This is a genomic window from Bacillus sp. AFS002410 (assembly GCF_002556365.1).
Lineage (GTDB): Bacteria > Bacillota > Bacilli > Bacillales > Bacillaceae_G > Gottfriedia.
In genome coordinates this window covers 132,243-147,108 of record NZ_NUEU01000022.1, presented here as the reverse complement: position 1 = coordinate 147,108, position 14,866 = coordinate 132,243, and the positions used below count along the sequence as shown (strand labels likewise).

Genomic DNA, 14,866 nt, shown 5'->3' with positions numbered 1-14,866 from the left:
CTACGAGTGAATGGCTAGTTTTTTACTCGACGGGAATCCCACCCGTTATATGATACGACCTAGGCTCGGCCGCACAAGCATGCGTTAGTTCAATAACTTTCAGAAATATGAACTATTTTTTGAATAACTAAATTAACCTCTTTGTTATCTTTAATTACGCTTCACCTTCAATTGGTTCAATACTCGGAAGAACGCCACTTGTTCGATATCTCCTCAATATGATAAGGTGTCGTTCTGCAGCATCCACCTATTAAACGTGCACCTGCTTGGTACCATTCTTCAGATTGAATATCCAACACATTACATTGTTCATGACCATTCCATGTTTTTGTTTCTGGATTATAAGTTTCACCAGAGTTTGGATAAACAATAATCGGTTTTTTGGTGTTTGCCCTCAACTCTTGTATTGCACCAGTCACAACGGTTACTGGCGCACAATTGATGCCTATCGCTACAATTTGTTCACTTTTCTCAAAAACTCGTGCACACTCTACGAGTTTCATACCTTCACTAATCTCTTTCTCATTTTTTAACGAAAAGGAAAGCCACGCATATGTTTCTGGATACTCACGTAATAATGTATCTAATACTCTTGCTTCTTGCAAGGAAGGGATCGTTTCAAATGCCAATAGATCTGCACCTGCTTCAATTAACGCTGACATTCTCGAACGGTGAAAGTCTGCTAATGTTTTATCTGTCACACCATAGTTGCCTACATACTCTGAACCATCTGCAAGGTAAGCCCCGTACGGCCCAACCGATGCAACAACCAATGGTTTAGGCCTATTCGTTTGCTTATTTTCCTTCCAAAAATCATCTCTTGCCCTTCTTGCAAGTAACACCGTTTTCTTAATTAATTCCAAAGCTTCCTGTTCTTGTATTCCACGCGCGGAAAAACCACTAATAGTAGCTTGATAGCTTGCTGTTATGGCACAGTCCGCACCAGCACGAAAATAGTCCGAATGAACCTGATAAATAAGTTCCGGATTTTCTAGTAACACACGTGCCGACCAAAGGGGATCGTCCAAATTACATCCATGCGCCTCCAATTCTGTAGCTAATGCTCCGTCAAGAAGCATAATGGAATGTTGGGATAAAATAGCATCAATTGGATTGACTTTGTTCGACATAATCTACGCCCCTCTTTTTTAAATTTTTTGTTAGATAATAACTTCCATAGCAAAACAAAATAAACGGTATGCCGCAATATAAGGCAATTCTCTGTGTTGGATCGAATGCAATTCCAATACACGATGCCAGACAAAGGATAAAAGAAGCAATTGGTACTAATGGATACAGTGGTGTGCGATAAATCAAGTCCTTTTCAGAATTTCCTTCTTTCAAAAATTGTCTGCGAAATAGGAACTGGGAAGCACTAATACTCATCCAAACTACAACTACTGCTAGACCGGAAATGGAAACAAGTACGATATAGACAGTATCTGGTGCCACAATACTTGAGAGCAAAGCCAAAGCCCCACCCACCATGCTGAAAATGACGGCGTTAATTGGAACACCTTGCTTCGTCATTTTTCCAAAAATCGGAGATATCGTATTCTTATTAGCAAGTGACCAAAGCATTCTAGAAGAGGCATAAAGGCCTGAGTTTGCCGCAGATAAAATAGCTGTTAAGATAACGAAATTCATTATGTCAGCTGAATATGGCACCCCAATTCGTTCTAGAACTGCAACAAAAGGGCTCTCTAATACACCAGCATCGGAAATAGGCAATAACGCAGATAAAACAAAAATCGTTCCTACAAAAAAGATGATCAATCTCCACAGAGTAGTTCGAATGGCCTTCGGTATCATTTTTTCCGGGTTCGCGGTTTCTCCAGCTGCAATGCCTATTAATTCTGTTCCCGAAAAAGCAAAATTAACCGCAAGCATGGTCATTATAATGCCCGTAGCACCATGAGGAAATAAACCTCCACTTGTAAAATTAGAAAATAATGGTGCTGCTTTTGAATGACTCATCGGAAGAAACCCTAGCATTGCCGCTGCTCCTAAAACAATAAAAATCACAATAGCTATAACCTTTATCGATGAAAACCAAAATTCGGATTCGGCGAAAAATTTAACAGTCATGACATTTAATACAAAGATCAAAATGGCAAAAATAGCACTCCATATCCAAACATTAATCGATGGAAACCATCGCTTCATAAGTAATCCTGCGGCTGTAAATTCAGAACCTAAAGCAACAGTCCAAGTTAACCAATACAACCAGGCTACTGTATACCCTGTAGCCGGTCCAATGTATTTAACTGCATAACTGTGAAATGAGCCAGTTTCAGGCATATGTACGGAAAGCTCTCCTAAACATAGCATAACTAGATAAACCACTAGCGCACCAATCAGATAGGATAGTATTGTTCCAAACGGGCCAGCTTGTTGAATAGTGTAGCCCGAGCTTAAGAATAAGCCAGTTCCAATCACCCCACCAAGTGATAGCATGACTAAATGACGTGCTTGCATGTTCCTTTGAAATTCTTGCCCATTTTTGTTCCCCATTCCTACTCTCCTTTAGTTACTATCCAGAAAAAACAAAAACGCACTCTAAAAAAGAGTGCGCTACTGACAAATAAAAACGAAAGCTCTCATCTATCAGGTTATCACCCGCTGGAATTAGCACAGTGTCTACTTAAGTAGACCTGTTGCTGAGGCTTCAAAGGGCCAGTCCCTCCACCTCTCTGGATAAGAAATATTTTTTTTTATAACCATATCAATCCATTCGATAATTGTCAAGATAATTCTGTTTTTTAAAAAAATTATTAATTATTAACTTATTATCATATCTTATGCAACTAATCTGCCATTTTGTTGAATAAAAAACGGCCGCCGAAGCAGCCGATTGTTATTGAACTAATGCACTGCGTTAGCTCAATAAGACTTTACATATTTCTGAAATCATAGGTTTCACTGTTGATATTAATTTGGTTCTGATTCACTAATATTTCTTTATTATTGATCCATTGAATACTAAAAGGTTCACCTGGTAACCACAATATAAATCTTTCTTTTTCCTTCTTGTCTTTAGAACTCAACTGACCAATATAACTATAATCTGACTTCATAAATACTCCGCCATTTAAATAAATCGTTAGTTTATGTTTCTTGTCAGGAGATTCAATTTGTTTAATTATATCAAGGTTTTTAACATTGACATCCTCCAATACTGTAATTGAGTTTGTCTGATTAGAATTTAAAAAATAAAAAGCACTAATGCATACAGAAATTACAATAATAGTGTATATGACTACTTTTCGTTTAATCATAATTTAAAATTCTCCCTATAAAAATTGATATCTAAGTATATTCATTTCTATCTAGAGGAAAATTTTCCCTTCTTTTTGCAGATTATTTAACTATATTTCTAAGCCTCTTTCATCTATCTAAACTGCCATTTTGTACAATAAAAAAAGACCGACAATATCATCGATCACGTTGTTCAACTAAAGCATTGTGTTAGTCGTATAAGAGTTCATTAAATTTCCTCTAGTTGATTTTTAACTCCTTTTTCTTTCCGGTAATGATCATAAGCAGCTTTTACTTTATCAGTTTCTAGTGTATCTTTTGAAAGTCTTTTATAAATCATTACTAATAGACCAATAATAGCACCTAAAAATATTGAAAGTGTAAAACCAAATGCATTATACTCGTCAAATCCACATTTTACTAAAAGTATTAAAAGTAAATAAAAAATTATGGGTGATAATACTACATATTTGATAATCTTTTTCATTTTTTTCTCCTTAAGTATTAATTTACTAGATATTATTCGGCATGATTTACTGAAATCCCTGTTCCATAAACTTCCATGTACTTGAATAAGAAAATCATCCACTTAAACAGAGGCAAATTAAAAAAAGAGAAGCATCTACATTCAAATTGAATGCAGAGCTTCTCTTTCATATTGTTTTTAATAGGGTAGTAGGGTCCTCTTAAAAACTATATCCTTTTATTTTCAAAAATTAATCTGTTTTGCAGTTCTTACTTTATCCTCCATTTCTATATGATCGTCTGAGTATGTTTCGGTTACCTTATCTTGACAACTCCAACAATTACTGCGATTTCGCTCCATAATGGATAATTCTTCATTACATTCTACACAACAATCGATCCCATCAATGTCTTTTTTAAATTTGCACATGTATTTTCCTCCTCAATTAAATTATGTTTATGATTAAATGACTTGTTCACCGATATTTACAGTAGCATTAGTTTGTTTCGCTGGGCGTACTGTAATCCAAAATAATAATCCAAAAACAAACATAACTAATGCGGTTATTAGGAACCCATATCCATACCCAATTGCCTCGGATGCAGACTTTTCTATAAAGTTGCCGAATATTACTGGGGCAATAATACTTGTTGAACTTGATAGAGCAACATACGTCCCTTGTGCTTTCCCGATATTTTTAGGAGAAAAGAACTCCATAAGCATTGCTGGTGCGAGCGATAAAATCACAATCGCAAAGCCCGGTGCAAGGATGAAGCAAAAAATGGCAATACCACTTGAATCCGCGATACTTCCAATGTATAAACAAATACCTGATAAAACCATTGAACTACCTGCAAGATTTATTCTGCTCCTGCGAATATCTCCTGTTTTGCGATAAATACGATCGGAAATTAGGGCAACTCCAATTTGACAAATAGCAGCAAAGAGGAATGGTAAAGATACTGCCAATTTTAATGTTTTGCCTTCAAAATGTTGAATTTTTGAAAAATATGCTGGAAACCAAACCGATTGCACAGACAATAGCCAATAAGCACATCCTGCACAAATTACCGTAAACATAAAATTTTTAGAGAAAATATGTGGAAAAAACTGCTTCCATGAAACTTTGTTAGGGATTACTGTGTTTTGATCCTGTTGTTCATATGTAGGCATCCCAATATCTTTTGGACTTTCCTTTCCGAAAAACATCCATAAAAGTAGAACAATAAACCCTACCGTACCCATCGCTACAAAAGCAGCTCTCCAACCATGTTTATTGATTAAGGAGATTAGTATTGGAGAAGCGATTGCCGGTCCGATTGTTGCACCAAATAAAACTGCACCAAAACCAATACCATGTCGATGTTTTGGAAACCATTTACCTATTATTGAAGTTGAAATAGAAATAGCTGGACCTTCTCCTGCTCCTAAAACCATTCTTGAGAACATTAATAGAGAAACGCTTGATACTAAAGGTGTTGTAAATTGAACAACTAACCATACAAGCATAATCCAAGTAAACATTTTTTTCGTATTTCTCGAATCAGCTAAGCCACCAAGAACAAAAGATGATATCGTAAAAAACCAAAAAAATGAACTTCCAACCACACCCCATTGGGATGGATTTAAATGTAATTCTTTCATTACAGGTACGGAAACTAAACCAATGATAATTTTATCAACTTGGTTAACCATACCCGAAGCAACTAGAATTAATAAAATAATCCAAGAATATTTTGGTGTGTTCAAATAGATCTTCCTTTCTCACCTACTTAATGTTTGAACATCTTTTACTAGACAACTCGTCATGTAATAAAGCGCTTACATAATATAGCATCATTTTCTCCATTAATAATCTACCGTGTTGACCATCCTCCCTTTTTCTTTTTAATAGCTTTAAAATAGATTGCGACATTTATTATATTCATTATATTCATAATTTTCAGTTAAATAAAATTAAACTTTTTAACTTACATGTCAATACTACTAATATACGGAATAATACTTCTCGATGAAAAATTTAAAATCCAACTTGTATATTAGCACAATTAAACTACAAATTAAAATCTTTAATTTTATATAAATATTATTTATAGGTAGAATTAAAGTAGAAACTAAAGTAAATCTTTTAGATTATTACTAGTGAATGAGAACTGGAGGCTAAACAATGGACTTAAAATTATCGGGAAAAAAGGCACTTATTGTTGGCGGTAGCCGTGGTATTGGGAAAGCTGTTGCACGCCAACTAGCTCTAGAGGGCGTAGATTGCACAATATGTTCAAGAAATGAATCCACATTAAGAATTACAGCAGAGGAGCTTACCCAGGAAACAAATCAAACGATTTATCCAATCGTCGCTGACACTACAGATCCAGACTCTATTATCAATCTAGTAGAAAAATCAGTAGAAGTAATGGGAAGCATCGATATATTAATTAATAGTGGTGCCAGAGTTGGTGGACATGAGCCTGAGGATTTTAATAGTATTAAAGAAGAACTTATTTTAAAAGATTTTGAAGAAAAATATATGGGCTACTTCCGCTGTATCCGCGCTGTCGCTCCTTATATGATTGAAAATAAATGGGGACGGATTATTAATATTAGTGGACTAGCTGCTAGAATTGGTGGTAACTACTTTAGTTCTGGACCACGTAATGCATCTGTCGTTCATTTAACTAAATCTGCGTCAATGGAATTAGGAAAACACGGAATTAATGTGAATGCTATTTACCCAGGGGTTGTTGATACAGAAGCTTTTAGAGACCGTGTCTCCAGTAAAGAAGCTATAAAACAAGTAGAAGCTCTTAATTCTCTTGGACGCTTAATTACATCAGAGGAAATCGCTAACGTGGTTACCTTCCTTGCCTCTCCATTATCTGCATCAATTACTGGTGAAGTAATCCCGGTAACTGGCGGCATTGGAAATACAGTTTATTTCTAAAAAAGTTTATACATAAGAAACGAGCCTCTTACTTCCACGAGGCTCGTTTTTTTAGTACTCTAGCGAATAATTTGCAGTACTTAAGAAATGATTTATTTTAGAAACAGTTGATTCTATGTTGTTAGGAAAAATAGCCATATGGGCAAAATAGCCGTGGATCATTCCCGTTTCACAAGCATATTCAACATGCACATCAAATTCTCTCAGTCGTCTAGCATAAGCCATTCCTTCGTCACGGAGTACATCATTTTCCGCAGTAATGATTAACGCCTGTGGAAGTCCACTTAAATCACTTGCAGTCAAAGGAGAGGCATACTCATTACTACTGTCTTCTTCATTCTTTAAATAATGATTTCGAAACCATATTAGCTGTTCTCTATCTAAACCAAATCCTTTTGCAAACTTTTGATGTGATTCTGTATTGAACTCAAGATTCGTCGGAGGATAAATTAAAACCTGCGCAGTAATGTTGGGACCTTTTCTGTCTCTTGCAATCATCGTCACAACCGTCGCAAGATTCCCCCCTACACTATCCCCTCCAACAATCAATTTAGAGACATCTCCGTTAAAGGAAGTCCCTTTTTCATAAAACCATTTTAATGCTGTATATGCGTCTTCTACTGCCGTCGGGAATTTATACTCAGGCGCAAGACGATAGTTAACGGATACTACAATACTTCCCGTTCGATTAGCAATTAATCGGCAGCTAGCATCGGTTGTATCAATATCGCCAAGAACCCATCCTCCACCATGATAGTATATAAATATTGGAAAAGGGCCTTGTCCTTCTGGTATATATACTCTACACTTTATTTCTTCATTCCCGCTTACTGGCACCATCAAATCCTCTACCTTAAAAAGCGGTGCTAGTTCTATAAGAGGGCGTGGTAAATTTGATAGCATTTCTCTTACAATCTTAGGTTCCATCTCATGAATAGCTGGCATCTTTTTGATTCCCTGTAAAAACAACTCTGCTTGTGGATCTAAATTTACCAAAGAACATCATCCTCACATTTTTTATTTAACAGTTATTCCAGATTTTTTCGCGTATCGAAAACCGTAAGAATTAGAAAATGGTGATTTTATTCACGACTAAACCTTTGAATAAAATCACCAAATTGTTTATCTTCTTATAGGTGCTCCACCAATATAAAATTCGAAATCCGGTGCAATTTTTCGTCCATTTGGCATCATTAACCATAGCCTTAATAAGTAGCGTTTTTTATGGTCTTCTTCGTAATCTTCAAAATGAGTACGTGAATGAAAAACAGTATAATTATTTACAAATTGCATGTCACCTGGTTCCATCATCATATCAATATGGAAGTTTTTATCATGAGTAAGCGAATCGATAAAATCAAATGCCTTGATTTCCTCTTCTGTTAAATGAATACCTGTTTTCAATTGAGCTGATTGAACATATTGACGAATATATCTGCAGCTTAATTTACGATCGTAATAGCTAAAGATTGGTGAATGAACTACTGGAGATTGTCCAGCCGTTTCTTCTCCACGAAGGTCATGGGCAAATGAACGATATAGAATTTCCAAATACTCTGGATGCTTCTCCAAAATTTCATTATAAATGGACATTGCACTTGCGATACTGCTTAGACCACCAGCTTTTGCTTTGCGGAGGCATAGTAATCCAACGACATCAGCAAGATCTGTATGATAATCAAGATGCACATTCGTTTGGTAGCCACGCACTTTTGTGTTATCGTTAAAATCTTTACCTACATTTTTAATATGACCTAGAAGCTCCCCGCTTTTACTTTGGATAATCGGTAGTCCTAAATGTAGTCCAAGTCCCCAATAAATGATACTCGCTTCTTCGTCTGTATAACGGTCCATTGGCAACCCACGAATTAATAAAAACCCTCTCCCATTCTCTAACTCATCAACAAAGTACTTCACCTCATCAACTAATTCAGGAATTGGAAAATCTTCCTTTTTAAAATCTGGTGCTTTTAGGCCTCTTTGTTGAACTTGTAATACGGCCTTCTCAAGAGTAGCAATCGTTTTGTCGGTTAAAAAATAAATCCATGAATCATCTTTAGCAAGTTCGATACCTTTCCACGCTGATCGTCCCTGAATCTTTTCATTTAAGATAGTTGTCATCAAAGTTCCTCCTTTAAAATTGAATAGTACTAATTTAATAACTTCCATTTTATTAAAATATTATTTTCAACTTCGTAAACTTCCGGATAATCACTAACTACTCATTTGTTCACCTGATTCATTTATTGCCTGTCTTCGATTTGTCGGACCTACTCCTAGCCAAAATACTATCCCGATAATCAGCATCCCTAGAGAAGATACTTGAAAAGCATATTGATATCCTATTGACTGAGTTACTGCGTGTTGAATCAAGTAGCCAAAGACTAAAGGAGCAATAATACTTGTTGTACTGGAAAGAGCAATAAATGCTCCTTGTGCCTTTCCAATGTTTTGCGGAGAAAAAAACTCCATTAATATAGCAGGTGCAAGTGATAAAATGACATACGCAAAGCCAGGTGCAAGGGTAAAGAAGAGTATCGACATAGTAGCTGATTTCACCGTAATCGCTAAATATAAGCATAAAGCGGATAACACCATCATAAGACCAGCAAGATTCGTTCTGGCTTTTCGAATATTTCCTGTTTTGCGGTAAAGCTGATCTGATAGCAATGCGAATCCTATTTGGCAAAAGGCTGCAAAAAGAAATGGTAGTGATATAGCTAGTTTTAATGTCTGACCGTTAAATTGCTGGATTTTTGTAAAATAAGCTGGAAACCATACTGCTTGAACAGACAATAACCAATATGCACAACCTCCGCATAAAACGGTCAATACAAAATTTTTAGAAAGAAGATGTGGAAGAAACTGACGCATTGAAACCTTTGGTAGGCTAGTTGAATGAATCTCTGCTGAATGGACAGCTGATTCAGGATTTTCTTTACCTAAAATTAACCAGAAAACTAGCACAATCAGTCCAAGTACACCCATCGCTAGAAATGCTGATTTCCAACCATGTTTATCGATTAAAGATATTAAAAGTGGTGAAGCAATTGCCGAACCTCCAGTCGTACCTAAGAGAACAGCTCCAAAGCCAATACCATGTCTATGTTTAGGAAACCATTTTCCCATAATAGCTGTAGAAAGAGCTGGTGCCGGTCCTTCACCTATCCCCAAAAATATCCTTGTTAACAATAGCAACGTCAAACTAGAGGCAAAAGGCGTAGCAAATTGTACAATTAACCAAACCAATGACAACCACGTTAACATTTTTTTCGTATTTTTCGTGTCTGCCATTCCTCCGAGTATGATTGAAGAGAAAGTGAAGAACCAAAAGAATGAACTTCCTACTACTCCCCATTGCGTCGGACTTAAATGCAACTCTTTCATGATAGGTACGGAAACCAATCCAATGATAATTTTATCAACTTGGTTGATCATGCCGGAAAGAACTAGAAATAATAAGATAATCCAGGCGTATTTTGGAGTTTTTGACATTAAATAGATCCTCACTTTTCCTATTTAAGGAACACCCTTTCAATAACAGAAAAGGTGTTCACAATTATTACCACTAAAATTACTTTAATGTTTCAACAATACCACCAGCTGTTTTATTACGAGCGGGTACACCACCACGCCCTGATTTTCCTGTGTTTTCATCAATAAACATCGCAAAGTCTGGAGAGATTTCACGTCCATTCGGCATCGTTAACCATAGTCTTAATAAATGACGTTTTTGATCTAGTTCCTCGTAATCTTCGTATTGAGTACGTGAGTGAAGAACCGTATAATTATTTACGAATTGCATATCACCACGCTCTAGCATCATATTAAAATGTAGATTGTCATCATGTAGAAGAGAATCCAGTAAATCTAATGCTTCAATTTCAACTTTGGATAGTTGGATACCCGTTTTTGCTTGTGCTGATTCAATAAATAAACGAACGTAACGGCAACTTAATTTCCCATCATAGAAACTAAAGATTGGTGATGTAAAGACTGGTGATTCTCCTGGAGCTTCCTCTCCGCGACGATCAAAGTTAAATGGACGACAAAGAATTCCTAAATATTCAGGGTTCTTCTCTAAAATTTCATTGTAAACTGCCATTGAGCTTATAATGCTACTGTATCCGCCGGATTTCCCTTTTCGAAGACTTAACAAACCAACAACGTCAGAGCCGTCAGCATGAAAAGGAAGATGTAGCTTCGTTTGGTAGCCACGTACATTGGAATTTTCTAAACTAAGACCTTGATCCCTAACATTTCCTAAAAGATCACCATTAGCATTTTGCGAAACTGGAGTGCCCATGTGTAGACCAAGACCCCAGTAAATGATGCTTGCTTCTTCATCTGTATACCTTTCAATTGGTAACCCGCGAATTAATAGAAATCCTCTTCCATTCTCAAGTTCTTCAACAAAATAATCGATTTCATCTATTAGATTCGTAATTGGAAAGTCCTCTTTGTTAAAATTTGGCGCATTTAGCCCCTTTTTCTTTACATGTGCTAGCGCATTTTCAAGCTCAACAATTGTTTCTTCGGTTAAATAATAAATCCATGATTCATCCTTTGCTAGGTCTGTTCCTTTCCATGCTACTGAGCCTTTAACCTTTTCTTTTAATATTGTTGACATAAGTAATCCTCCCTTAGTGAACTATTATTTTCTTACTTAACTTCAGTCAATTCCCTTAACTCTCTGCGAAGAATCTTCCCTGTTGAATTCTTTGGCAGCTCTTTAAAAAATTCTACATAGCTTGGGATCTTGTATTTTACTAGCCTAACTTTACAAAATTGAATAATGTCAGCTTCGGTATACTGTTCATCCTTAATTACAACGAAAGCCTTTACACTTTCTCCGTATTCTTCATTTGGTATTCCAACAACAGCCGCCTCTACAACTGCGGGATGTTGATATAGAACTTCTTCCACTTCACGCGGGTATATATTGTATCCACCAACGATAATCATGTCCTTCTTGCGATCAACAATATAGATATAACCTTCTTCATCCATTGTTGCGAGATCACCGGTGTAAAACCAACCATCTTTAAAAGCTAGTGATGTAGCTTCGGGCATTCCTAAATATCCCTTCATGACATTTGGTCCTTGAACAATTAGTTCTCCGACTTCACCTCTTGGTAATTCTTCACCAAACTGATCGACAACCTTGCTTGTTACAGCAGGAATATTCAGGCCAATCGATCCTGGTTTCCTAGTTCCCTTTAAAGGATTAATCGACACAAGAGGTGCTGTTTCCGAAAGTCCATATCCTTCTAAAATTGAAACCTTAAACTTGTTTTCAAAATTATGTAACAGCTCAATAGGAATTGAGGCACCACCTGAAATACAAACTCGAATTGATATAAAATCCTCAGACGTAGCATTTGGTAATTGATTCATAAAGTTGTACATCGTAGGTACTCCTGCAAACACCGTTGCTTTTCTTTCTCGAATTGTATTAACCACATCACCTGGGCTAAACTTTGGCTGAATGACTATGGCTGCTCCGCAGGCAATTGGTGCATTTAAGCACACTGTCATACAGAAAACATGAAACATTGGAAGAACAGCTACAACCCTGTCACTATGATCAAGTTCGAGCAATTTTGAAATGGAATCTGCATTTGATGCTAAATTTCGGTGCGTTAACATCGCACCCTTTGGTTTGCCTGTGGTACCAGATGTGTACAAAATTACTGCTAGGTCTTCTTGATCAACAGACGGACTTACACTTTCATTTGTGCTCGTTTCCATAAGTTGCTTCCATGTCCAATCTTGTTTCTCAGCCTCGGTGTAAACAACTAGCTTAAGATTATTCAGCTGTTTCTTTACTTTTGATAACTTCTCCTCTACAGAGCCATGTGCAATAACGGCTTTAGCTTGACTATTTTCTAATATGTAGCTGATTTCATCTTGGGTAAACAAAGGATTAATTGGTACAACAAATGCACCTATTCGTAAAATGCCATAGTATGCAATGAGGAATTCTGGCGTATTTCCTAATAAAAGAGCAACTCCATCTCCCTTACTTATTCCTTGTGCAGTCAAACCTTCAGCTAATTTGTTAACCATCTCATTTAATTCCTTATAGGTGGCATACTGATCACCATACAGATAAGCGATACGCTCTGGAAAATTAATAGCGCTACCTTCTAGATTTTCATATAAGTTATTAGGCATTAAGTGAATTACCCTCCTTTCAATCGTATAAAAGCGTTTTATAAATTAATTATTTTGAATATTAAAAATATTACTACGCTTAGTATACTCATAAATAAAAATGAAATAAAATTAAAGATTTTAATTTGTATGTAAATCTAACTAATATGAAAATCATGTATCAATGCGAGTATCAACTCAACGTTTATAAAACACCAATAAAAATAACAATAGGCTAACTAAACATACCTTGCTTTTCGCATTTATAAACTTACTTACTATCGTTTTTACTTATCATAACTATAATAATAATTTATTTTCCTTATCGTAGATGATTCGATAGTATAAATATAAAGAACCCCACAAGGAGATGAACACAATGGAGCAAAAAGTACTCATTGCTGCTAAACCTAATCAACAAAAAAAACCTACTAAACAGTTAAATGTTTCTATGATATACGGAATCACTTTTACATTCATCATAGCCTCTGTAGGTTTTCTATTGGCAAGGTTACCAGGATTCGATCATGTAGGACCACTAGCATGTGCCATTTTGCTTGCTCTAGTTTATAGACAATTTTTTGGATATCCTGAAAAATTACGAGCTGGTATTCAATTTTCTTCAAAAAGGCTTTTAAGATTTGCCATCATTCTGTACGGATTGAAGTTGAACATGGTAGTGATCTTTAATGATGGATTGCCTTTATTACTAAGAGGTGCCGGAACAATCATATTTTCAATCGTTGTCCTTATGATTATTGCGAAATGGCTTAAAGCAGATCTTAATCTGTCTTTATTATTAAGTATTGGTACAGGAATTTGTGGTGCAGCTGCAGTCGCTGCCATATCACCAATCATTAAATCAAAAGATGAAGACACCGCGATGGCTGTCGGTATAATCGCATTAGTTGGAACAATTTTTTCAATCATCTATACTTTAATCTACCCATTATTACCAATTAGCCCAACTGAATATGGTGCTTGGGCCGGAATCAGTCTGCACGAGATTGCTCATGTTGCTTTAGCAGCTGCTCCTGCGGGTCAAGATGCTCTTGCTCATGCACTTCTTGCCAAACTTGCACGTGTTTTTCTATTAATTCCGGTTTGTTTTATCCTTTTATTCTGGATGAAAAAGAAAGGAAAATTAGACGGAGAAGCAAAACTGGAGTTCCCATGGTTTTTAATTGGATTTGTCATCATGAGTTTTGTAGGGAGTTATGTTCTTGGTAAGGAAGTACCAATATCAAATAAATCTATGTCAGATATTGCTGCTTTTACATCATTTATCTTAACAATGTCTATGACTGGCTTAGGATTAAATATTAACCTTAAAGAATTACGTACAAAATCATTACGCCCTCTGATCGCCATAATCATTACATCAATTCTTCTATCATTTGTAACATATATTATTATTTAACAACTACCCTTTAAATCAAAAAAATCAGAGAAACTCTACGGCAGTTTCTCTGATTTTTTATTTAACTAGTGGCTATAATACATTCGATTTCTTATGTTTTGCTTTCTTCATTGCGTTTAATAAAAATCCACCTTTAAATCTTCTCGCTTCATATGAAATAATAAAGGCACTCGGTTCATAATGCTCAATAAGATCCATAAGTTCAGGTTCTCTATTTCGCTTTGTCAATATATCTAAGTGATACCTCTCACTGTCTCTTCCTTCACCTTGGAAAACCGTCACTCCGAATCCTTCCTCGCGAAGTCGGTTAATAAGCAATTTATTTTTATTCGTTAAATTGACTACTAATGTTGTATAACCAATCGCTAAGCGATTTTCTACATAACTTCCAATTAGAATACCTATTCCAAATCCAACCGCATAAACAATCATTGATAATGTACTTTGATCTCCAGAAAACACAAGTGATAATCCAAATACATAAATAATAGCTTCTAAAAAACCAAAAAGCGCAGCAGACACACTCAATCCTTTTACAAGGAAAATAGTTCTCAAAGTTAAGACAGGAACATAAATCAATTGCAATAATAAAATTAGTAAAATATCTTTCAATGTTGACACCTCA

General features: G+C 35.9%; 14 protein-coding genes and 1 riboswitch. Of the genes, 2 read left to right on the top strand and 12 right to left on the bottom strand.

What is annotated here, in order from left to right; genetic code table 11:
* Nucleotides 1-176: 176 nt before the first annotated feature.
* The 6 genes from mmuM to CN692_RS14685 form a co-directional block, all read right to left on the bottom strand.
* Nucleotides 177-1,130, bottom strand: coding sequence for a homocysteine S-methyltransferase (gene mmuM / locus CN692_RS14710; protein ID WP_098119919.1), 954 nt, complete (start codon nt 1,128-1,130; stop codon nt 177-179).
* Complete coding sequence (mmuP, locus tag CN692_RS14705) at nt 1,105-2,514, bottom strand: S-methylmethionine permease (protein ID WP_098119918.1); 1,410 nt, start codon at nt 2,512-2,514, stop codon at nt 1,105-1,107. The genes mmuM and mmuP overlap by 26 nt, the downstream gene beginning before the upstream one ends.
* Before the next feature lie 83 nt (nt 2,515-2,597).
* A riboswitch (SAM riboswitch) is annotated at nt 2,598-2,704 on the bottom strand.
* A 190-nt stretch (nt 2,705-2,894) separates the two neighbouring features.
* Nucleotides 2,895-3,278 (bottom strand): DUF5412 family protein, encoded by a 384-nt coding sequence (locus CN692_RS14700; RefSeq protein ID WP_098119917.1) that lies wholly within the window; start codon nt 3,276-3,278, stop codon nt 2,895-2,897.
* Between the two features lie 209 nt (nt 3,279-3,487).
* Nucleotides 3,488-3,745 carry a hypothetical protein gene (locus tag CN692_RS14695; RefSeq protein WP_098119916.1) on the bottom strand — a complete coding sequence of 86 codons (258 nt, stop codon included), beginning with the start codon at nt 3,743-3,745 and terminating at the stop codon, nt 3,488-3,490.
* Nucleotides 3,746-3,967: 222 nt separating this feature from the next.
* A complete protein-coding gene (locus CN692_RS14690) occupies nt 3,968-4,153 on the bottom strand; it encodes a hypothetical protein (protein WP_098119915.1) in 186 nt (61 codons plus the stop codon).
* A gap of 33 nt (nt 4,154-4,186) precedes the next feature.
* Nucleotides 4,187-5,473: an MFS transporter gene (locus CN692_RS14685; protein WP_098119914.1), complete on the bottom strand. Its 1,287-nt coding sequence runs from the start codon at nt 5,471-5,473 to the stop codon at nt 4,187-4,189.
* A 418-nt stretch (nt 5,474-5,891) separates the two neighbouring features.
* Here CN692_RS14685 and CN692_RS14680 point away from each other — a divergent pair, with 418 nt between their 5' ends.
* A complete protein-coding gene (locus CN692_RS14680) occupies nt 5,892-6,665 on the top strand; it encodes an SDR family NAD(P)-dependent oxidoreductase (protein WP_098119913.1) in 774 nt (257 codons plus the stop codon).
* A gap of 51 nt (nt 6,666-6,716) precedes the next feature.
* On the opposite strand, the gene CN692_RS14675 is transcribed toward CN692_RS14680, so the two are convergent.
* From CN692_RS14675 to CN692_RS14655, 5 genes are all read right to left on the bottom strand, one after another.
* Nucleotides 6,717-7,661, bottom strand: coding sequence for an alpha/beta hydrolase (locus CN692_RS14675; RefSeq protein WP_098119912.1), 945 nt, complete (start codon nt 7,659-7,661; stop codon nt 6,717-6,719).
* 126 nt (nt 7,662-7,787) lie between these two features.
* Complete coding sequence (locus CN692_RS14670) at nt 7,788-8,786, bottom strand: TauD/TfdA family dioxygenase (RefSeq protein ID WP_098119911.1); 999 nt, start codon at nt 8,784-8,786, stop codon at nt 7,788-7,790.
* Nucleotides 8,787-8,879: 93 nt separating this feature from the next.
* Nucleotides 8,880-10,160: an MFS transporter gene (locus CN692_RS14665; protein WP_098119910.1), complete on the bottom strand. Its 1,281-nt coding sequence runs from the start codon at nt 10,158-10,160 to the stop codon at nt 8,880-8,882.
* Between the two features lie 79 nt (nt 10,161-10,239).
* Nucleotides 10,240-11,295, bottom strand: coding sequence for a TauD/TfdA family dioxygenase (locus tag CN692_RS14660; protein WP_098119909.1), 1,056 nt, complete (start codon nt 11,293-11,295; stop codon nt 10,240-10,242).
* 32 nt (nt 11,296-11,327) lie between these two features.
* On the bottom strand, nt 11,328-12,842 hold the full coding sequence (locus tag CN692_RS14655; RefSeq protein ID WP_098119908.1) for a long-chain-fatty-acid--CoA ligase: 1,515 nt from the start codon (nt 12,840-12,842) through the stop codon (nt 11,328-11,330).
* A gap of 358 nt (nt 12,843-13,200) precedes the next feature.
* On the opposite strand from CN692_RS14655, the gene CN692_RS14650 reads away from it, so the two are divergent.
* Entirely contained in the window at nt 13,201-14,241 is a 1,041-nt protein-coding gene (locus tag CN692_RS14650) for a YeiH family protein (RefSeq protein WP_373605039.1), read from the top strand.
* 72 nt (nt 14,242-14,313) lie between these two features.
* Here CN692_RS14650 and CN692_RS14645 read toward each other — a convergent pair whose 3' ends face one another.
* Nucleotides 14,314-14,853 (bottom strand): DUF2179 domain-containing protein, encoded by a 540-nt coding sequence (locus CN692_RS14645; RefSeq protein ID WP_098119906.1) that lies wholly within the window; start codon nt 14,851-14,853, stop codon nt 14,314-14,316.
* Between the last annotated feature and the right edge of the window lie 13 nt (nt 14,854-14,866).